Annotated in this window: 20 protein-coding genes; 11 read left to right on the top strand and 9 right to left on the bottom strand. The window is 68.0% G+C overall.

Going from position 1 to position 17422, the window contains the following annotated elements; genetic code table 11:
• The first annotated feature begins 296 nt into the window (after nt 1-296).
• From ACM0O9_RS19655 to rnfB, 4 genes are all read left to right on the top strand, one after another.
• Nucleotides 297-740, top strand: a complete 444-nt coding sequence (locus tag ACM0O9_RS19655) for a DUF2147 domain-containing protein (protein ID WP_134956153.1) — start codon at nt 297-299, stop codon at nt 738-740.
• Between the two features lie 99 nt (nt 741-839).
• Nucleotides 840-2912, top strand: coding sequence for a methionine--tRNA ligase (gene metG / locus ACM0O9_RS19650; protein WP_414604106.1), 2073 nt, complete (start codon nt 840-842; stop codon nt 2910-2912).
• A 78-nt stretch (nt 2913-2990) separates the two neighbouring features.
• Nucleotides 2991-3581 carry an HAD family hydrolase gene (locus ACM0O9_RS19645; protein ID WP_065185481.1) on the top strand — a complete coding sequence of 197 codons (591 nt, stop codon included), beginning with the start codon at nt 2991-2993 and terminating at the stop codon, nt 3579-3581.
• A 24-nt stretch (nt 3582-3605) separates the two neighbouring features.
• A complete protein-coding gene (gene rnfB, locus ACM0O9_RS19640) occupies nt 3606-4019 on the top strand; it encodes an Rnf electron transport complex subunit RnfB (RefSeq protein ID WP_005418154.1) in 414 nt (137 codons plus the stop codon).
• Between the two features lie 50 nt (nt 4020-4069).
• Here rnfB and ACM0O9_RS19635 read toward each other — a convergent pair whose 3' ends face one another.
• Nucleotides 4070-4417, bottom strand: coding sequence for a RidA family protein (locus tag ACM0O9_RS19635; protein ID WP_008264965.1), 348 nt, complete (start codon nt 4415-4417; stop codon nt 4070-4072).
• Between the two features lie 193 nt (nt 4418-4610).
• Here ACM0O9_RS19635 and mprF point away from each other — a divergent pair, with 193 nt between their 5' ends.
• Nucleotides 4611-7175: a bifunctional lysylphosphatidylglycerol flippase/synthetase MprF gene (gene mprF, locus ACM0O9_RS19630; protein WP_414604105.1), complete on the top strand. Its 2565-nt coding sequence runs from the start codon at nt 4611-4613 to the stop codon at nt 7173-7175.
• A gap of 128 nt (nt 7176-7303) precedes the next feature.
• Here the strand turns inward: mprF and ACM0O9_RS19625 are convergent, their stop codons facing one another.
• The 4 genes from ACM0O9_RS19625 to ACM0O9_RS19610 all read right to left on the bottom strand — a co-directional run bounded on the left by ACM0O9_RS19625 (nt 7304) and on the right by ACM0O9_RS19610 (nt 10168).
• Nucleotides 7304-8650: a virulence factor family protein gene (locus ACM0O9_RS19625; RefSeq protein ID WP_204324513.1), complete on the bottom strand. Its 1347-nt coding sequence runs from the start codon at nt 8648-8650 to the stop codon at nt 7304-7306.
• Nucleotides 8651-8728: 78 nt separating this feature from the next.
• Nucleotides 8729-9346, bottom strand: a complete 618-nt coding sequence (locus tag ACM0O9_RS19620; protein WP_005418159.1) for a DUF998 domain-containing protein — start codon at nt 9344-9346, stop codon at nt 8729-8731.
• Nucleotides 9343-9516 carry an oxidoreductase-like domain-containing protein gene (locus ACM0O9_RS19615; RefSeq protein WP_049415754.1) on the bottom strand — a complete coding sequence of 58 codons (174 nt, stop codon included), beginning with the start codon at nt 9514-9516 and terminating at the stop codon, nt 9343-9345. Before ACM0O9_RS19615 ends, ACM0O9_RS19620 begins: the two co-directional genes overlap by 4 nt.
• Before the next feature lie 49 nt (nt 9517-9565).
• Nucleotides 9566-10168, bottom strand: a complete 603-nt coding sequence (locus ACM0O9_RS19610; RefSeq protein WP_065179250.1) for an HD domain-containing protein — start codon at nt 10166-10168, stop codon at nt 9566-9568.
• A 229-nt stretch (nt 10169-10397) separates the two neighbouring features.
• On the opposite strand from ACM0O9_RS19610, the gene ACM0O9_RS19605 reads away from it, so the two are divergent.
• Complete coding sequence (locus tag ACM0O9_RS19605) at nt 10398-11549, top strand: transglutaminase-like domain-containing protein (protein WP_065179251.1); 1152 nt, start codon at nt 10398-10400, stop codon at nt 11547-11549.
• Between the two features lie 7 nt (nt 11550-11556).
• Here the strand turns inward: ACM0O9_RS19605 and ACM0O9_RS19600 are convergent, their stop codons facing one another.
• Entirely contained in the window at nt 11557-11892 is a 336-nt protein-coding gene (locus ACM0O9_RS19600; protein WP_010482882.1) for a zinc ribbon domain-containing protein YjdM, read from the bottom strand.
• Between the two features lie 179 nt (nt 11893-12071).
• Here ACM0O9_RS19600 and ACM0O9_RS19595 point away from each other — a divergent pair, with 179 nt between their 5' ends.
• The 3 genes from ACM0O9_RS19595 (at nt 12072) to ACM0O9_RS19585 (ending at nt 14150) form a co-directional block, all read left to right on the top strand.
• Nucleotides 12072-13433, top strand: coding sequence for an Hsp70 family protein (locus ACM0O9_RS19595; protein ID WP_061480625.1), 1362 nt, complete (start codon nt 12072-12074; stop codon nt 13431-13433).
• Nucleotides 13434-13662: 229 nt separating this feature from the next.
• Nucleotides 13663-13956, top strand: a complete 294-nt coding sequence (locus tag ACM0O9_RS19590) for a YkgJ family cysteine cluster protein (protein ID WP_080104338.1) — start codon at nt 13663-13665, stop codon at nt 13954-13956.
• 11 nt (nt 13957-13967) lie between these two features.
• Complete coding sequence (locus ACM0O9_RS19585) at nt 13968-14150, top strand: hypothetical protein (RefSeq protein ID WP_005410566.1); 183 nt, start codon at nt 13968-13970, stop codon at nt 14148-14150.
• A gap of 49 nt (nt 14151-14199) precedes the next feature.
• On the opposite strand, the gene ACM0O9_RS19580 is transcribed toward ACM0O9_RS19585, so the two are convergent.
• Genes ACM0O9_RS19580 through ACM0O9_RS19570 form a run of 3 tightly spaced genes read right to left on the bottom strand, consistent with a single transcriptional unit; the run spans nt 14200 to nt 16201 of the window.
• Nucleotides 14200-15081 carry a DUF4097 family beta strand repeat-containing protein gene (locus ACM0O9_RS19580; protein ID WP_111178667.1) on the bottom strand — a complete coding sequence of 294 codons (882 nt, stop codon included), beginning with the start codon at nt 15079-15081 and terminating at the stop codon, nt 14200-14202.
• 11 nt (nt 15082-15092) lie between these two features.
• Nucleotides 15093-15626 (bottom strand): hypothetical protein, encoded by a 534-nt coding sequence (locus ACM0O9_RS19575; protein ID WP_065185474.1) that lies wholly within the window; start codon nt 15624-15626, stop codon nt 15093-15095.
• On the bottom strand, nt 15623-16201 hold the full coding sequence (locus tag ACM0O9_RS19570; protein ID WP_005418173.1) for an RNA polymerase sigma factor: 579 nt from the start codon (nt 16199-16201) through the stop codon (nt 15623-15625). Before ACM0O9_RS19570 ends, ACM0O9_RS19575 begins: the two co-directional genes overlap by 4 nt.
• 126 nt (nt 16202-16327) lie before the next feature.
• Between ACM0O9_RS19570 and ACM0O9_RS19565 the strand changes: the two genes are divergently transcribed.
• Nucleotides 16328-16507, top strand: a complete 180-nt coding sequence (locus ACM0O9_RS19565; RefSeq protein ID WP_005418175.1) for a hypothetical protein — start codon at nt 16328-16330, stop codon at nt 16505-16507.
• 35 nt (nt 16508-16542) lie between these two features.
• Nucleotides 16543-17136: a mechanosensitive ion channel domain-containing protein gene (locus ACM0O9_RS19560; RefSeq protein WP_414604104.1), complete on the top strand. Its 594-nt coding sequence runs from the start codon at nt 16543-16545 to the stop codon at nt 17134-17136.
• Nucleotides 17137-17422: the final 286 nt, after the last annotated feature.

Raw genomic sequence — 17422 nt, 5'->3', positions numbered from 1 at the left:
CATCGAGCCCCCAAGGGTGAGGGCGCTTTGCTTGCGAAGCACTGCTTCGCAAGCGCCCGAACGCCCAGCCGCCAGCGGCTGGGCCGGACCGCGGAGCGGAGTTTACGGCGTGTCCTGCCCACCCACACCGCCCCGCCATCCCACGGAATCCCGCCGTTGAGGTTGCCGGCCAGCGGCCGGCACTACCGCGGGTGCAGGGCGCAACCCTGCAACGCCCCCCTTCCCCATACTCCGCCGAATGGGTATACAGTCGACCCATGCCGGCACCGTGCCGGAATGAACCCTGGGAGGGGACCATGCGCAAGACCTTCAAGACCCTGCTGCTGGCATTGCCGATGTGCCTGGCCGCACTCTCGGCGCAGGCCGCCGACGGCGCCGCCGGCCGCTGGAAGACCATCGACGACAAGACCGGCAAGGTGAAGTCGATCGTCGAGATCACCCAGGCCCCCAACGGCACGCTGACCGGCAAGGTGGTCGACATCCTGCACTCGGACAAGGGCCCGAACCCGGTCTGTGACGGCTGTGAAGGCGCCAACAGGAACAAGCCGGTGAAGGGCATGACCATCCTCTGGAACCTGAAGGCCGACGGCGCCAACAAGTGGTCCGGCGGCACCATCCTCGACCCGGCCAACGGCAAGACCTACAAGTCGAAGATGGAACTGCAGCCCGACGGCACCCGGCTGGACGTGTCCGGCTGCATCGCCTTCATCTGCCGCGCGCAGACCTGGCAGCGCGAATAAGCGCCCCGCACCTCCGTCAACCCGTGACCCGGCCCCGGCCGGGTCACGTCGTTGCGGGCATGCGATAATCTGCGGTTCCCCTCGGATCCACCCGCGACCATGACCCGTACCGCGCTCGTCACCACCGCCCTGCCCTACGCCAACGGCCCGCTGCACCTGGGCCACCTGGTCGGCTACATCCAGGCTGACATCTGGGTACGTGCGCGGCGAATGAGCGGCGGCAGGACCTGGTTCGTCTGCGCCGATGACACCCACGGCACACCGATCATGCTGGCCGCGGAAAAGGCCGGCGTCACCCCGGAAACCTTCATCGCCAACATCCAGGCCAGCCACGAACGTGACTTCGCCGCCTTCGGCGTGGCCTTCGACCACTACGACTCGACCAATTCGGCGGCCAACAAGGCGTTGACCGAGCAGTTCTACCTGAAGCTGGAAGCGGCCGGCCACATCAGCCGCCGTTCGGTCGCGCAGTTCTACGACCCGGCCAAGGGCATGTTCCTGCCCGACCGCTACGTCAAGGGCATCTGTCCGAACTGCGGCAGTCCCGACCAGTACGGCGACAACTGCGAAGTCTGCGGCGCGACCTACGCACCGACCGACCTGAAGGAACCGCGTTCGGTCATCTCCGGTGCCACGCCGGAAATGCGCGATTCGGAGCACTTCTTCTTCGAGGTGGGTCACTTCGATGCGTTCCTGCGCGAATGGCTGGCCGGCGATGTCGCCCTGCCGGGCGTGAAGGCCAAGCTGGGCGAGTGGCTCAATGCCGAGGGTGGCCTGCGCGCGTGGGACATCTCGCGCGATGCGCCGTACTTCGGCTTCCAGATTCCCGGCCAGCCGGGCAAGTACTTCTATGTCTGGCTGGATGCACCGATCGGCTACCTGTCCAGCTTCCAGACCCTGTGCGGCAGGATCGGTGAGGACTTCGAAGCGCACCTGCGTGCCGGCACCGCCACCGAACTGCACCACTTCATCGGCAAGGACATCGTCAACTTCCATGGCCTGTTCTGGCCGGCGGTACTGCACGGAACCGGCCACCTCGCGCCGACCCGCCTGCACGTCAACGGCTACCTGACCGTGGACGGCGCCAAGATGAGCAAGTCGCGCGGCACCTTCGTGATGGCCCGTACCTTCCTCGATGCCGGCCTGGAGCCGGAAGCGCTGCGCTACTACTACGCCGCCAAGTCCGGCGGTGGCGTCGACGATCTCGACCTGAACCTGGGCGACTTCATCGCCCGCGTCAACGCCGACCTGGTCGGCAAGTTCGTCAACCTGGCCAGCCGCTGCGCCGGCTTCATCAGCAAGCGCTTCGACGGCCAGCTGGCCGCGCAGCTGCCCGACGCGGCGCAGTACCAGCGCTTCGTCGATGGGCTGGCGCCGATCCGTGAAGCCTACGAGCGCAACGACCCGGCTGCGGCGATCCGCTTGACCATGACCCTGGCCGACGAAGCCAACCGCTACATCGACGACGTCAAGCCGTGGGTCATCGCCAAGCAGGAAGGCGCCGATGCGCAGCTGCAGGCCGTGTGCAGCCAGGGCCTGAACCTGTTCCGCGTGCTGGTCACCGCCCTGAAGCCGGTGCTGCCGGCCACCGCCGCGCAGGCCGAGGCCTTCCTGGCCGCGCCGGTGAACGACTGGACCGAGCTGGCGCAACCGCTGCTGGGACACCGCATCACCGAGTACACCCCGCTGTTCACCCGTATTGACCCGAAGAAGATTGACGCCATGATCGACGCCTCCAAGGACACCCTGCAGCCGGCGGCTGCCGCTGCCCCCGCTGCCAAGCCGGCCGCCCCGGCCCCGGCCCCGGCCAAGGACGAAGCAAAGAGCGCCGACGCGCCGGCCTACATCGGCATCGACGATTTCGCCAAGCTCGACCTGCGCATCGGCAAGGTGCTGGTCTGCGAGTTCGTGGAAGGTTCGGACAAGCTGCTGCGCTTCGAACTGGACGCCGGCGAGCTGGGCAAGCGCCAGATCTTCTCCGGCATCCGTGGCAGCTACGGCGAACCGGAGAAGCTGGTGGGCCGCAGCGTGGTGTTCATCGCCAACCTGGCCCCGCGCAAGATGCGCTTCGGCCTGAGCGAAGGCATGATCCTGTCGGCCGGCTTCGACGGTGGCGCACTGGCGCTGCTGGACGCCGACAGCGGCGCGCAGCCGGGCATGCCGGTTCGCTGATGCCTGCAGCGGGCGTGGTTACGGCCGCGCCCGCCGGCAGCTCCGGCCCCGGGAGGCAACGCGATGGGAAGCAACGCAATGGAACTGGCGCTGTTCGACTTCGACCACACCGTGACCACCTGCGATACCTATGGCCGCTTCCTGCGCCGCGTGGCCACCGCCGAACAGCTGGCACAGGCATGGTGGAAAGTCGGGCCGTGGCTGGCCGCGTACAGGTTGAAGCTGATCTCGGCCGAACGCATCCGTGCACGCGTCACCCGCCTGACCTTCAGTGACCGCCACAGCGATGACATCGCCACGCTGGCCGCAGGCTTCTCGCGCGAGTTCCTGCCCGACGTGGTGCGCCCGGAAATGCTGGAGCAGATCCGTTGGCACAAGGAACAGCAGCACACCGTCGTGATCGTGTCCGGCTCGCTGGACCTGTACCTGCGGCCGTGGTGCGAGGAGCTGGGCCTGCAGCTGATCTGCAACCGGCTGGAAAGCCAGGACGGCCGCCTGACCGGCCGTTACGCTGGTGGCGACTGCGGCCCGCGCAAGGTCGAGCACATCCGCCGCCAGTTCGATCTGTCGCGCTACGTGCGCATCCATGCCTACGGTGACAGTTCCGAAGACAAGCCGATGCTGGCGCTGGCCCACGAGCGCTGGTTCCGCGGCAAGCCCCTGAAATAACCCAACGCGCAGCCTTCGCCACGCATGAGCCTGATCCCGCCCCTGACCGAACGCCTCGACCGCCTGCTGCCGCAGACCCAATGCGGGCAATGCGGCTATGACGGCTGCCGCCCGTATGCGCAGGCAATGGCACGTGGCGAGGCCGGTGTGGACCGCTGCCCGCCGGGTGGCGACGCCGGTGCACGGGCGTTGGCGCAGGTGCTGGGTGTACCGGCGATTCCGTTCGATCGTTCGCGCGGCGAGCACAAGGCGGCCCAGGTGGCGTTGATCGTCGAAGCCGACTGCATCGGCTGCACCAAGTGCATCCAGGCCTGCCCGGTGGACGCCATCGTCGGCGGCGCCAAGTACATGCACACGGTCATTGCCGACCTGTGCACCGGCTGCGAGCTGTGCATCCCGCCGTGCCCGGTGGACTGCATCGAGCTGGTGCGCCTGTAACAGGGGTCAGATCCCTTTCCGCAGGAAAGGGATCTGACCCCATCCCGCAGTTACGGCACCGCTGCCGTCACCACGATCTCGACCTTCCACTCGGCGTGGGCGAGCCTTGCTTCGAAGGTTGCGCGGGCCGGAGTCGCGCCCTCGACCACCCACTCGTCCCACGCCTTGTTCATGCCGTCGAAGTCGGCGATGTCGGCCAGGAACACTTCCGCACGCAGCACGTGCTGGCGATCACTGGCGACCAGCGCCAGCAGCTTGTCGATCTCCGCCAGCACCTGCCGGGTCTGGCCGGTGATGTCCTGGCTGGTGTCTTCCGGAATCTGGCCGGAGAGGTAGGCGACCTTGTTGTACACGGTCATTTCGGACATGCGCGGTCCGACGTCGTAACGCTCCATCATGGGCGTGGCTCCTGCGGGTGATCAGGCCCGCATTGTCCTCCAATCCGGTCAACGGTGGGTGCACGGGGCCCCCGCGCGACGCGTCACTACCGGGCTCCGACACATCTGCTGGTCAAATGGCGGCGACAGGCGCACGATGCGCCACGCCCCGCGTTGACACCGCACTCGCCCCTCCTGACGCACCCTTGCGCCGATGACCGCAGCCACCAACCCCGCCGCCGCTTCCTCCACCCCGGCATGGAAGCGGGTCCTCACCATTGTCGTTCCCCTGCTGATCCTCTCGCTGGCCCTGCATGGCCTGGCCAGTGAATTCGATGAGCACGGCTACCGCGCCATCCGCCAGGCGTTCCGCCAGCTCAGTGGCCTGCAGATCACGCTCACCGTGATGCTCGGCCTGGCCAGCTACGCCTGCCTGATCGGCTTCGATGCCATCGGCCTGCGCCGCAGCGGCATCCGCGTGCATCCGGCACGCATCGGCATTACCGCCTTCCTTGCGCATACGCTGGGCCAGACGGTGGGCTTTGCCGCGTTGACCGGTGGCGCAGTGCGCCTGCGTGGCTACCGCAGCGCCGGCCTGGACCTGGCGCAGATCGGCCAGGTGGTGCTGATGAGCACGCTCGGTTTCGTGTTCGGTGCGTGGCTGTTGATCAGCGTGGCGCTCTGCATGGAACCGGCGGCAGCGGCGTTGGCATTGCCACTGAATCCCGATGCCGTGCGCATCGTCGGCATCGTCGCCCTGCTCGCCTATCTGGGTACCGTGCTGCTGGTCGGTCGCGATGGACGGCAGTTCAGCGTGTTCGGCCATGCGTTGTGGCTACCCGACCGCCGCACCATGCTCGGCGTCACCGTGCTCAGCGTGATCGAGCTGGTGCTGGCCAGCGCCGCGTTCTATGTGCTGCTGCCGGACTCGACGCCCACCGGCCTGCCCGGCTTCGTCGGCCTGTACCTCGTCGCGGTACTGGCCGGCCTGGTCTCGACCGTGCCGGCCGGCCTGGGCGTGTTCGAATGGAGCCTGTTGAAGCTGTTGCCCCAGGTGGCACCGGCGGCGGTGCTGGCGGCCGCGTTGATCTACCGCGTGACCTATTACGTACTACCGCTGGTGCTGGCCACGTTGCTCGCCCTTGCGCCCGCGCTGCGCCAGCCGCTGCAGGCCAGTGCCGGGGCAACCCGCGCCGGCTGGAACGCACTGCGCCCATGGTTGCCGCAGATCATCGCGCTGGCGGTGTTCAGCATCGGCGCCGCGCTGGTCATCGATGGCACGCTGCCCACGCCACGCCGGCACCTGGTGAATGCCTCGCTGCCGATCCTGGAAACCTCGCACCTGATCGGCAGCCTCAGTGGTGTCGCGCTGCTGCTGATCGGGCAGGGCCTGGCCCGGCGCAGCCACGCGGCGTGGATGCTGGCGATGGCGGTGTGCGTGGCCACCCCGCTGCCGCTGTGGCTGCGCGGTGGCCAACCGTTGATTGCCGTCTCGGCGGTGCTGGTGGCGATGGCGCTGTGGGCCGCGCGCCGCGAGTTCTACCGCCAGGGTGCGCTGCTGGATGAAGCCTGGTCGTGGCCGTGGCTGCGCAACCTGGGCCTGGTGCTGGTGGCAGTGACCTGGCTGCTGTTCTTCACCTACAGCCATGTCGAATACCAGAACGAGCTGTGGTGGCAGTTCGCGGTCTCCGGCAACGCACCGCGCGCGTTGCGCGCGTTGCTGGTGGTGGCCATCGCGCTGGTGATGTTCGGCCTGGCGCGGCTGCTGCACAGCACACGCAGCCCGCTGCCCGCCGCCGATGAAGCGACGCTGCAATCGCTGGCGCCAGTCCTGGCCGGTGCCACCGACACCCAGGCCTGCCTGGTGCTGACCGCTGACAAGGCAGTGCTGCGCGATGAAGCGAAACTGGGCTTCGTGATGATGCAGCGCTATGGAGGTTCGCTGATCGCGATGGGCGACCCGGTCGGCCCGCCGGACGTCGCCCGCGCATTGATCTGGCGCTTCCGCGAGGAAGCCGACCGCCTCGGCCTGCGCCCCGTCTTCTACCAGGTCGGCGAGTCCTACTGGCAGACCTACCTTGACCTCGGCCTGGGGCTGGTCAAGCTGGGCGAAGAAGCGATGGTGCCGCTGCATGATTTCGGCCTGGAAGGGCGCGAGCGCGCCGACCTGCGCCAGGCCTGGAACCGGGGCAAGCGGGGTGGCCTGTCCTTCCGCGTGGCGCCCGTGGAGGAAGTTCCCAGCCTGCTGCCGCGCCTGCACGCGATCTCCAACGCATGGCTGGAAGACAAGGCCGGCGACGAAAAGGGCTTCTCGCTCGGCAGCTACGACCCGGATTACCTGGTGCGCTTCCCGGTGGCGCTGGTCGAGGTCGAAGGCCAGATCGTGGCCTTCGCCAACCTGTGGCAGGCACCGGCAGGCGCCGAGCTGTCGGTGGACCTGATGCGCCACGTCAGCGAAGCACCGAAGGGCACGATGGACTTCCTCTTCATCGAGCTGTTCCTGTGGGGCCGCGCACAGGGCTATGCACGTTTCTCGCTGGGCATGGCGCCGCTTTCCGGGCTGGCACAGCATCGTCTGGCTGGCCGCTGGAACCGGCTGGCCGGCCTGCTGGCGCGGCATGGCGAACGTTTCTACGGGTTCAGTGGCCTGCGCCGCTTCAAGTCGAAGTTCGATCCGCAATGGCGGCCGCGCTATCTCGCCGCGCCCGGCGGCATGCACCTGCCGGCGGCGCTGCTGGACGCCACGCGCCTGATCTCTCTGGACCCGCGGCGCAACTGACGACCCGCACCACCCGGCAGGTGTCGACCTTGGTCGACACGCCAGCGCCAACACGCTGACGGGCGTGGCCCGGCGTTACCGCGGCTCGTTCTGGTGGGTGCGAACCGTTGGTTCGCACGCTCTCCGCTTCACGCCCCGCCCTTGAGGATCACTTCGGCCAAGCGATCGTAGTCCCCCCCGAAATGGTGATCGCCCGGCAACTTCACCTTCCTCACGCCGTCATTGTCCGGCAGGTCCGGGCACAGTGCGTCCTCGTCCTTGTCGCCGTACACGCACAACGTTTTTTCCGCCGGCAGCCTGGCCACTTCCGGAGCGATCGGCAGGCCATCGCCGCCGCCGCCCAGCCAGTTGCTGACATGGAATTCGAAGTCGGCCTTCCTGCCTACCGACAGCAGCACGATGCGGTCCAGCGCCTCTCGGGTACCCGCGTCGAGCTGGTTGATGGTGGCCGGCAGCACGTCGGCACCCTGCGAAAAACCGATCAGCATCACCTTGTCGCGGTGCCACTGCTGGCGGTAGTGGTCGATGATCTTCTGCAGGTCAGCGGCGAAGCCCTTCGGCGTGCGCTCGCTCCAGAAGTACCGCAACGAGTCGATGCCGACCACGGCCACGCCGTGCTCGTTGAGCGACGACGCCACGTCCTTGTCCAGGCCGGCCCAGCCACCATCGCCGGAAACGAATACCGCCAGCGTATCGCCGCTACCGGTCGCCGGTACTTCCACCACCGGCAGGCCTTTCAGCGCGGCCGGCGGCGGTGCCAGACTGACCCCGGCCTGCGCGCCGATCACCCGCGCCGCGGCCACCAGACCGGGTGAGGCATCACCGCGCGCGGTTCGCTTGAATTCGCGTGCCATGGCGACCTGCTGAACGAACCGACTGGCCTCGCCCACCTTGCAGCCGTGATCGCCAGCGGCACTCAACCACGGAAAATTCAGTTCGGCGGGCTGCAGCGTGTTGTGCTTCACACCATCGCCGCAGACCATGCGCTCATGGTTGTGGTCCGGGCAGAAGCCGGTGGTCAGCAGGCCGGCAAACACCTGGGTGTCGGCCTGCGCCGCGAGCGAATAGGCCATCTCGGCACCCTCGCCGTCACCGCCGACCAGCGGCAGGTGGTAGCCGGGCAGATGCAGGGACGCCTGCAGCCAGCGCGAGAAGTTCTCGACGTCACCGGCGCCGAACGAGCAGGTCGGATCACCCTCGCGCTTGAGCACCCCGCGCAGGTGCGCGATGTCCACAGCGGCAACGATGGCGCCGTCGGCACGCAGGGCTTCGATCGGCAGGCGGCTGGTGTCACCCCCTGGGGTGGGCTCGTGGAACCAGATCACCACCCGCTGCGGCGTGCCTGCCGGCATGTGCACCGGAATCTGCTCGAACCGCCCGTGGCTGAACTGCTGCACGTTGGCCGCCGCCATTGCCGGCAGCGCCGCCAGCGCCAGAACCACACCCATTGCCCTGCCCAGCCCTGCACGCTTCATATCGCATCCCCGATGGAATGCGCACACGATACGCCGCCACCGCGTGCACGGCACGTACCGGTGCAGGCCGTTGGCGATTCAGTCGGCCGTGGTACGCCGACTGCGCCGGTACAGTGCCAGCGCCAGGTACAGCAGCCAGCCTACGATCACCACGATCACGACCTTCTGGCCCAGCCCGCGCGGCGGACCGGCGCGCCACAACACATGCAGCCACAACAGTACGAACGCCAGCCAGGCCCAGCCCCAGAGCAGGCTCGCGGCGGACTGCCAACCCGGTTCGCGGCGCAGGTACCAGGCCTGCAGCAGCATGCCGACGCTGGCACACAGGAACGCCGTGTTGGCCGCCAGCCCGTGGATGAACGGTGCCAGCAGCGGCGTCGCTTCCGGCAGCCAGCTGTCACCGATGGCGACCGTGGCCAGGCCCAGTGCCGAGACAGTGAACAGCAGCGGCGCCGCCGCGCTGCGCCGCGGGCCGACGCTGCCCCGGTAGAGGCTGATGCCGAGCAGGGCGATCGCCAATGCCAGCAGGCAGTAGGCCGCGCGCAATGCCAGCCCCCACGGCCCGTGCAGATAGAGGCTGAGCGTGGCCCGCACCCAGTCCAGATCGGTGCGTGCGAACTGGGTCCACAGCGCGGTGGCCACGAACAGCAGCAGCGCCGCCAGCGCCAGCAGTGCCGCTGGGCGCGCGCGGCTCATGTGGACGCCTCCGGGTGCCGCGCCAGCCATTCGGCCAACGCCTTGCGATAGCGCTGCAGCTCGTCGGCATACAGGTCCAGCACACATAGCGGGCAACCGCTGCCGCAACATTCGTTCGGACCGGGCTCTTCCGGCGGCAGCGGACGGGGATCGGGATCAGGGACGGACACGGTTGGAAGCGGCAATCGGTGGAAACGGGCCCCAGTGTACCGGGCTGGTTCAGCGGCCCAGCTGCCGGCGCAGGTTGTCGCGCGCGGCAGAGTCGAGGCGCTGGTGGAAGAATTCGCTGAGGAAGATGCGCGGTGCACGCAGCAGGCCCTGCAGGAAACGGCGGCGGCCGGCGCGATACAGGAAGCCTGGCACCACGCCCTTGTACTCTTCGGCCACGCCGCGGTCATAGGCGCTGAACACCGGCTCCGGCGCTGCCAGGATCGCCATGTCGCAGTCCAGGAACAACGCGGCCTCGGCATCGACATCGTCCGGGGCGAGCTCGCCATGGCGGGCAGTCAGCAGGATCAGCTGCTCGACCCGGGCCGCGTCGACCGTGGCAAGTTCCGGCGCCTGTGCGATCGCCTGCAGGGCCAGCTGCGCCGAACGCGCTTCGTTGTCCTTTCGCCCCGCCACATAGATCGCATCGTGGTAGAGCGCGGCCAGGTAGACTTCGGCCGGCTGCTGCCAGCCTGGACCGTCGGCAACCTCCTGGCAGTGCTGCAGCACCGCACGCACGTGGCCGAAGTGATGGTAGGCACGTGGTGGCGTTGCATAGCTGTCCTGCAGCGCCTGCCACTGCGCCGGAGCGAGCGTCAGCGGGGAGAAGTCCATGACCGGATCATCCCGCCTGCGCCGGTAGCGGGCAAGCCGGCCATTTTTTCACCACACCCTCACAACGCTCTCCGCACGGGGCCCCAACGCGGTTGTCCACAGCTTTGTCGAGCGCTGGTCCACACCGGCTGTGGATGAACGCGCGGACCGACCAGCGGTCACTGCAGGGGTGCGCGCACAGGTCTACACTCGCCTCAGGCGGGAGCGCCCGCCGCTGCCGGGAGCCGTCATGTACCGTCCTGCCGCCCGATCCGTTCTGCTCGCATTGGCCGCATTGGCGGCACCCTCCGCGATCGCACTGAACCCTGACGCGAGCGAAGCCCCTGCGGTCGCTGCCAGCACCACCGCGCCGACGATTCCAACACCGCAGCAGGTGTTCGCGATTCCACCGGCCATGCTCGATATGCTGCACACCCAGGTGACCCGTCGCAGCTATTCGCGCGAGCAGCGCCTGCAGGCGCTGGTGGAGATGATCTTCGACCGCCATGGCATGGACCTGCAGTACGACGCCGACGCGACCCTTACTGTCAGCGAGATCTGGCAGCAGCGACGCGCCAACTGCCTGGCCTTTACCCTGATGTTCGTCGCACTGGCACGCGAAGCCGGCATCCAGGCGCGCGTGCAGGAAGTTGGCCAGGTGGTGTCGTGGTACCAGGACCAGGCCCAGGGCCTGGTCTACAGCGTAGGCCACGTCAATGCCGGAGTCGGCTTTGCCGGCCGCTTCGCCACCGTCGATCTGGATCGCAATGTGCTGTACGACCGCCGCGGGCCGCTGCCGATCAGCCAGGCGCGGGCGTTGGCGCACTTCTACAACAATCGCGGTGCCGAACGCATGGCCAGCGGCGACCTGGCGGGCGCACGTACCTTCTTCGATACCGCGCTGGCGCAGGACGGCAGCTTCGCTGCCACCTGGAACAACCTGGGCGTGCTGGAAAACCGCACGGGCGATACCGCCGCTGCACGCCGGGCTCTGGAAAGGGCGCTGCGACTGGACGGCCGCCAGGATGCTGCACTCACCAACGCCAGCGCCCTCTACCGCAAGCTCGGCATGATTGCGCAGGCCCAGGCGCTGGAGCAGCGGTTGCAATCGGTGCAGCGCGAAGACCCATTCGCGCAGTACATGCTCGGTGCCGAGGCCGAACGCGCCGGGCAACTGCAGCAGGCGATCCGCTATTACCGGCAGGCCGTGCGCCTGTACGACACCGCGCACCAGTTCCACTTCGGGCTGGCGCGGGTCTATTTCCTGGCGGGCCAGCTCAAGCACGCCGATCGTGAGCTGCTGCGTGCACAGGAACTGGGCGGGGCGCCGCAGCAGGCGCGCTACCAGGCCAAGCTGGACAGCCTGGCCCGCTGGCGCGCACAGCAGCAGGCCCGGCGCTGAAGGCCGGTCAGGCCTTCTTGAGGAAGCAGGTCTTCAGGACCAGGCCCTTGATCTTGTCCGAATTGCCTTCGATGTGCTCGGCATCGTCCTCCACCAGGCGGATGTTGCGGATCACGGTGCCCTGCTTGAGCGGGATCGAGGAGCCCTTCACCTTCAGGTCCTTGATCACGGTGACGGTGTCACCGGCCTGCAGGGTATTGCCGTTGCTGTCACGCACGACCAGGGTCGAACCGGCACTTTCCTCGGCGGTCCATTCGAAGCCGCAGTCGGCGCAGATCCACAGCGCGCCATCGGCGTAGGTGTTTTCCAGGGTGCACTGCGGGCAGGCAGGGGCAGAAGACATCAGCAAGTACCTCAAAGTGAATCAACAGCTGCCATTGTAACCGCCCGGCTCCCCCGGCATTTTCCGGGCAGTACGCCGCGACCTCCTTGACCCGGCCCGGAACAGGAAACCGCGGGACCTTGCAGTCAGCGGCGAACTGCAGCAGAGTGCGCGGCCCCTGATCGCCCCCGGAACTCCCCATGCGCCTCGGCATCGACTTCGGTACCAGCAACTCCGCCGCCGCCATCGTGCATGAAGGAAAACTGCTGCCGATCCGCTTCGGCGACGCCGAGCAGTTCCGTACCAGCGTGTACTTCCCCGGCGTGGTGCCCGACCCGGATGACTTTCAGCTCGATGACGGCCAGGAGCACCAGCTGCAGCAGATGATCGACAGCGCTGCGCGTGCGGCCCGCGCTGCCGGCCAGGAACGCACGCCGCAGGCGCTGCGCCGCGAAGCCCTGCGCGCGCTGCGCCGGGAATGGATGGAAGCCCGTGCCGGCAAGGAACGCAGTGCCAGCGACCTGCTGCAGAATGCGGTCTACGGTGACGAAGCGCTGGAAGCCTATTTCGAGGAACACGAAGGCAACCTGGTGCAGAGCCCGAAATCGATGCTCGGCTACAACCTGCACCCACGCGCCAAGCAGACCATCACCGGCATCGCCGCGCACATCCTCGAACACATCCGCCTGACCGCCAGCGCCCAGCTCGGCCAGCCGCTGCGAGCGGCCCTGCTTGGGCGTCCGGTGCAGTTCCGCAGCTCGATCGGTGCGGCCGGCAATGACCAGGCGCTGGACATCCTGCGCGAAGCCGCCAGCCAGGCCGGTTTCGACCAGATCGATTTCCTCGAGGAACCGGCCGCGGCGGCCATGCACTATCACGCAGAAAGCCGCGAACGGCACCAGGCCGTGATCGTCGACATCGGCGGCGGTACCACCGATATCGCCCACGCCGAAGTCGGCGGCGACGACGCCCCGCGCATCCACCGCGCCTGGGGCATCGCCCGCGGCGGTACCGACATCGACCTGGCGCTGAGCCTGTCCAGCTACATGCCGCTGTTCGGCCGCGGCATCACCCGCGTGCCCGCCCACCACTATGTGGAAGCGGCCACCGTGCAGGACATGACCCGCCAGCGCGACTTCCGCCAGCACAAGTATGACCATGTCGACAATCCGTGGGGCGCGCGCCTGCAGGCCCTGCAGGACACCGGCAATACCGCCCGCCTGTACCGCGACGTCGAGCGCGCCAAGATCGCCCTCAGCGCCGCCAGCGAACATCGCAGCACGCTGGACTACATCGCCCGCGACCTGCATGCCGACAGCAGCGCCGACGGCCTGGCCGCAGCCGCGCATGGTTATCTGGAGCAGCTCCGGGAGCTGCTGGCCCAGGTCCGCAGCGACATCGGCGGCGACCCGGACGCGGTGTTCCTGACCGGCGGCATGTCCCGCGCCGGGTATCTGCGCCAGGCCGTTGCGGAGGCCTTCCCGGGCGCCCGCATGGTCCACGGCGAGCCCTCGCTGGGCGTGGTCCAGGGCCTTGCTTTGGCGGCAGCAAGCCAGGATTAACAAAACGTTACGCGATCTAAGTTACTCTTGGTCGGCTAGAACCCTGCTGCACCTTCCACCGGCCACGCCGGTGTGTGTCCACGGTGCAGCCTGGCCCGCCCTGCGGGCCTAGCGGCCATGCCTTCCTGGCTCGTTCATGGTCCGCGTACCACCGGAGCCGCCATCGAGACCCGCTTTGGGCACCCGCCAGGCCCCTGAGGCCTTACAACCTGACGCAGCACATGCACCCATCGACTGCCGCCGTTGTGACGCGGTCTGTTGCCGGCTGCCCGTGTTGCTGCAGCCCGGCGACCACGTGCCCGGCCAGTTCCTGTCACGCGACACCCACGGCCGTGCCGTGATGGCGCGCAACGAGGAAGGCTGGTGTGCGGCGATCGATCCCTATCACCTGCGCTGCACGATCTATTCGCAGCGCCCGGCGATCTGCCGCCAGTTCTCGATGGGCGGCAGTGACTGCCGCCGTGAGCGGCAGGACTACCTGCGCCAGGCCGACGCCTGGGCGCTTTCCTCCCCTTCCACCTGACAGGAGCAACCATGCCCCGCAAGGCAAAGACCCCCGCGAAGGCCAGCAACAGCATCCGCAGCGAACGCAAGGGCGCGGCCGCCAGCACCGTGGTCAGCAGCGATTCGATCGCTTCGGACCTGGCAGCGTTCCGCAAGGCCGGTGGCAAGATCGAAGTCCTCGGCACCACCTGGGCGCTGAAGAAAGCCAGCTGACCCAGTACCGACCGCGGCGGCGCTGCCGCCGCGGCCTGCCGGATCGCGCTCAGCGATCCAGGCTTACCCGAACACTGCCCGAATGCGACTGGATGCGGATATCACCGTCGCCGCTGCCCAGCCGCGTATCAAGATGGCTGCCGGGGCCGTAGCGCGGCCGCTCCACCTGCCCGGCATCGCTGTTGATCGACCCGCTGAAGCTGTTCACCGACAGCTGCGCCGAAACCGAGCGTGGCAGGCGCAGGTTGACCGACGCACTCACCGATTCGACATTGATCCGGCCCCCCGGCGCCAGCCCGGCCGCCGACAGATCGATGCTGCCCGATACGGTTTCCACCGCCAACCGCTGCACCCGCCCGGCATCGACCTCGACCCGGCCGGATACCGTCTGTGCACCGATGTCACCGGACACGCCGCCACCGGCTTCGATCCGGCCGCTGACCGTGTTCACATCCAGCTTCGGAGTCTGCAGGCGCGCGCTGACACCGCCACTGACCGTATTGAGCTTGCTGTCGCCGCTGCGACCGGAGGCGCTCAGGCTGCCGCTGACCGTGTCGGCCTGCAGGCGACGCACATCGATGCCGCTGATGTCCTGGTTGGCACTGACCGTGCTCAGCAGCAGTTCCACCGAACGCGGCACGTTCAGCACCAGCGTTGCGCCACCGTTGTTGTTGCGACGCGGATACTCGATTTCCCAGCGTACGCGGTTGGCACTCTTCTCCTGGCGCAGCTGGAGGCCATCGCTGAGCGTACCGGTGAGCTGCACGTCGTTGCGGTCCCAGCCACGCACGGTCACTTTGCCGGCCACGTTGCTCAGTTCGATGCGGCCGCCGGCGGCCAGGTTGTGGCGCTCGTCGATCCGGGTGTCAGCCAGGGCCACTGCGGGCAGCAGCAGCAGCGCGCCGCAGCAGGTCATCAGGGTTCGTGTCATCGGGGGTCTCCTCAGGTCGTCAGGCCGGACTCGGCGGCATAGGCCGCCTGCCGGGTCAGTTCCAGCCGCAGCGCATAGGTGCGCTTGAGCTGGCCAAGCAGGTGAGGCGCACGTGGATCCTGCGCCAGCGCGGCCTGGATCTGTGCCGCGCTTTCATCCAGTTCGTGCAGGGCCGGCTGCCATTCCGGTGCCCGGCCTGAGGGCAGCGAGGCCACCGCCTGCCGGTACTGCTCGGTCATCGCCGCAGCCTGCAACTGCAGGGTAGACGGCACCGGCGCATCCGGCTGCACGTGGCGCCATGGCGCCACCGCGTACAGCGCCAGGCTGGCCGCCAGGGCAGCGCCGGCCGGCAACCACCAGCGGCGCCGCGAACGCGCTGGCAGCGCCACCACGTTGTCGGCCGGCACAGGCGCCGCCTGCGGCTCGCGCGGCGGCAGCTGCGCCGACAGGCGCGCCCAGCCATCGGCGGGAACATCTCGCTCGCTGGGCAACGCGCGCAGCCGGGCCAGCAGATCGTGATCGGAATCGTGTTCGTGTGTACTCATGTCATGTCTCCCAGCCGTGCGCGCAGCAGGCCGCGCGCACGATGCAGCTGTGCCTTTGAACTGCCGACGGCCATCTGCAGCTGCTCGGCGATTTCCTGGTGCTTCCAGCCTTCGATGTCGTGCAGTACCAGTACCGCACGCGCCCTCGGAGGCAGCGTCGCGAGTGCGCGCTCCAGGTCGCGCTCGGTACCGGCACAACGGTCGTGCACCGCCAGCTCCTGCAGGCCGCCGTCGACCTCCTCCAGACTGTCGTGGTCCTGCCCGGCGGCGCGCCCGCGCAGTTCCATCAGTGCAGCGTTGACGCCCAACCGGTGCAACCAGGTCGACAGGCTGCTTTCGAACCGGAACCCCGGCAGCGCCTTCCATGCCTGCAGGAACGCTTCCTGCAGGGCATCCTCGGCACGCGCCTGCTGGCCCCCGCACAGGCGCCACAGTACGGCGAACACGCGCGGCGCATGGCGCCGGTACAGCAGTTCGTAGGCCGCAGTGTCACCGGCGGCGGCCGCCCGCACCAGGGCGGGTTCGTCGACAGGGGCGTGGGCGGCAGGCGGCGCTGGCATGGTGGTGTCGAGCATATCGCTTGGATGCGGCGACCCGGAAAAAGGTTTAGAGCCGATCGCCGATCAAGGCCATGCAACCTTTTCGACAATGGCTGCATCCATGGAAGGTCATTCGAGAAAACACCTCCAGGGAGTTCCGCCATGTCCAGCTCGTCCTGCGCCGCCCTGCTGGTAATCGTCGCTTGCGTCGTGCTGCAGGCATCGGGCCTGTCCTTGCGGTTGTGCCCCGACAACGGCCGCGCCTGCCTGCAGCAGCATCGACAGGAGCTGGTCTGCCTGGCGTGGTCGCCGATGGTCGAAACCCCGGCACGCGCCGGGTAACATCGAGGCCGTTCCCACCACCTGTTTTCGCCCCCATGATGTTGTCGCTGAAGGATCACCTGCCGGCCTGGAGCCACCCATGGCTGAACTACGCGGGCGTGGCCCTGCAGATCGTGCTGGTGCTGCTGGTCGCCTGGCTGCTTCGGGTACTGGCCCGTCGCCTGATCCGGCGCTTTGCCGAGCACTACGCGCTGCCACCTGAAATGGTGATGGGCGCGCGCCGGATCACCAGTTTCGTGGTCTATTTCAGCGCCCTGCTGTATATCCTCAGCCTGCTCGGCGCGAAGCCTTCAGTGCTGTGGACCGCGTTCACCGGCTTCGCGGCCGTGGGCGCAGTGGCCTTCTTCGCGGCCTGGAGCGTGCTCTCCAACATCTTCTGCACGCTGCTGATCTTCACCACTCGCCCGTTCCGCCTGCATGACTACATCGAAGTGCTGGAGAACGGCGAGAAGCCGGGCCTGAAGGGGCGGGTGATCGACGTGAACCTGATCTACACCACGCTGCAGGAAACCGGCGACGGCCATGAGGGTACGGTGCTGCAGCTGCCGAACAACCTGTTCTTCCAGCGCACGGTGCGCCGCTGGCGCGACCCGGCGCAGGCCCCCGGCGGCATCCAGGGCGACGGCTGAGGGTGGGGTTTTCGGCAGGGCTGCGCCCTGCACCTGCAGAGGCCGAAGCCGAAGCAAGATCAAGAGCGGCATTCCGTGGGATGGCGGGGTGGTGTGGGTGGTCAGGACACGCCGTAAACCCATCCATGGGGGCTCGATGGCGCCATCCATGGCGCCAACGGTCCTGCCCACCCACACCGCCCCACCTCTGACAGATTCCGCGCGCTGTTGGTGGGTGCCGACCGTTGGTCGGCACATCTGTCAGATATCGATAGTCAGAATTGGATCCGACCCCGTGCCGACCAAC

Origin of the sequence: Stenotrophomonas sp. FR012 (assembly GCF_047520565.2) — a bacterium.
Lineage (GTDB): Bacteria > Pseudomonadota > Gammaproteobacteria > Xanthomonadales > Xanthomonadaceae > Stenotrophomonas > Stenotrophomonas sepilia.
The sequence above is the reverse complement of the archived record's forward strand: the minus strand, read 5'-3'. Positions and strand labels throughout refer to the sequence as shown.

Coding starts and splice junctions, on each gene's coding strand:
- ACM0O9_RS19655 (WP_134956153.1), top strand. CDS start 297: ATGCGCAAGACCTTCAAGACCCTGCTGCTGGCATTGCCGATGTGCCTG.
- ACM0O9_RS19565 (WP_005418175.1), top strand. CDS start 16,328: ATGTCCAGCTCGTCCTGCGCCGCCCTGCTGGTAATCGTCGCTTGCGTC.
- ACM0O9_RS19595 (WP_061480625.1), top strand. CDS start 12,072: ATGCGCCTCGGCATCGACTTCGGTACCAGCAACTCCGCCGCCGCCATC.
- ACM0O9_RS19585 (WP_005410566.1), top strand. CDS start 13,968: ATGCCCCGCAAGGCAAAGACCCCCGCGAAGGCCAGCAACAGCATCCGC.
- ACM0O9_RS19560 (WP_414604104.1), top strand. CDS start 16,543: ATGATGTTGTCGCTGAAGGATCACCTGCCGGCCTGGAGCCACCCATGG.
- ACM0O9_RS19645 (WP_065185481.1), top strand. CDS start 2,991: ATGGAACTGGCGCTGTTCGACTTCGACCACACCGTGACCACCTGCGAT.
- ACM0O9_RS19600 (WP_010482882.1), bottom strand. CDS start 11,892: ATGTCTTCTGCCCCTGCCTGCCCGCAGTGCACCCTGGAAAACACCTAC.
- mprF (WP_414604105.1), top strand. CDS start 4,611: ATGACCGCAGCCACCAACCCCGCCGCCGCTTCCTCCACCCCGGCATGG.
- ACM0O9_RS19605 (WP_065179251.1), top strand. CDS start 10,398: ATGTACCGTCCTGCCGCCCGATCCGTTCTGCTCGCATTGGCCGCATTG.
- rnfB (WP_005418154.1), top strand. CDS start 3,606: ATGAGCCTGATCCCGCCCCTGACCGAACGCCTCGACCGCCTGCTGCCG.
- ACM0O9_RS19625 (WP_204324513.1), bottom strand. CDS start 8,650: ATGAAGCGTGCAGGGCTGGGCAGGGCAATGGGTGTGGTTCTGGCGCTG.
- ACM0O9_RS19635 (WP_008264965.1), bottom strand. CDS start 4,417: ATGATGGAGCGTTACGACGTCGGACCGCGCATGTCCGAAATGACCGTG.
- ACM0O9_RS19610 (WP_065179250.1), bottom strand. CDS start 10,168: ATGGACTTCTCCCCGCTGACGCTCGCTCCGGCGCAGTGGCAGGCGCTG.
- metG (WP_414604106.1), top strand. CDS start 840: ATGACCCGTACCGCGCTCGTCACCACCGCCCTGCCCTACGCCAACGGC.
- ACM0O9_RS19580 (WP_111178667.1), bottom strand. CDS start 15,081: ATGACACGAACCCTGATGACCTGCTGCGGCGCGCTGCTGCTGCTGCCC.
- ACM0O9_RS19570 (WP_005418173.1), bottom strand. CDS start 16,201: ATGCTCGACACCACCATGCCAGCGCCGCCTGCCGCCCACGCCCCTGTC.
- ACM0O9_RS19575 (WP_065185474.1), bottom strand. CDS start 15,626: ATGAGTACACACGAACACGATTCCGATCACGATCTGCTGGCCCGGCTG.
- ACM0O9_RS19620 (WP_005418159.1), bottom strand. CDS start 9,346: ATGAGCCGCGCGCGCCCAGCGGCACTGCTGGCGCTGGCGGCGCTGCTG.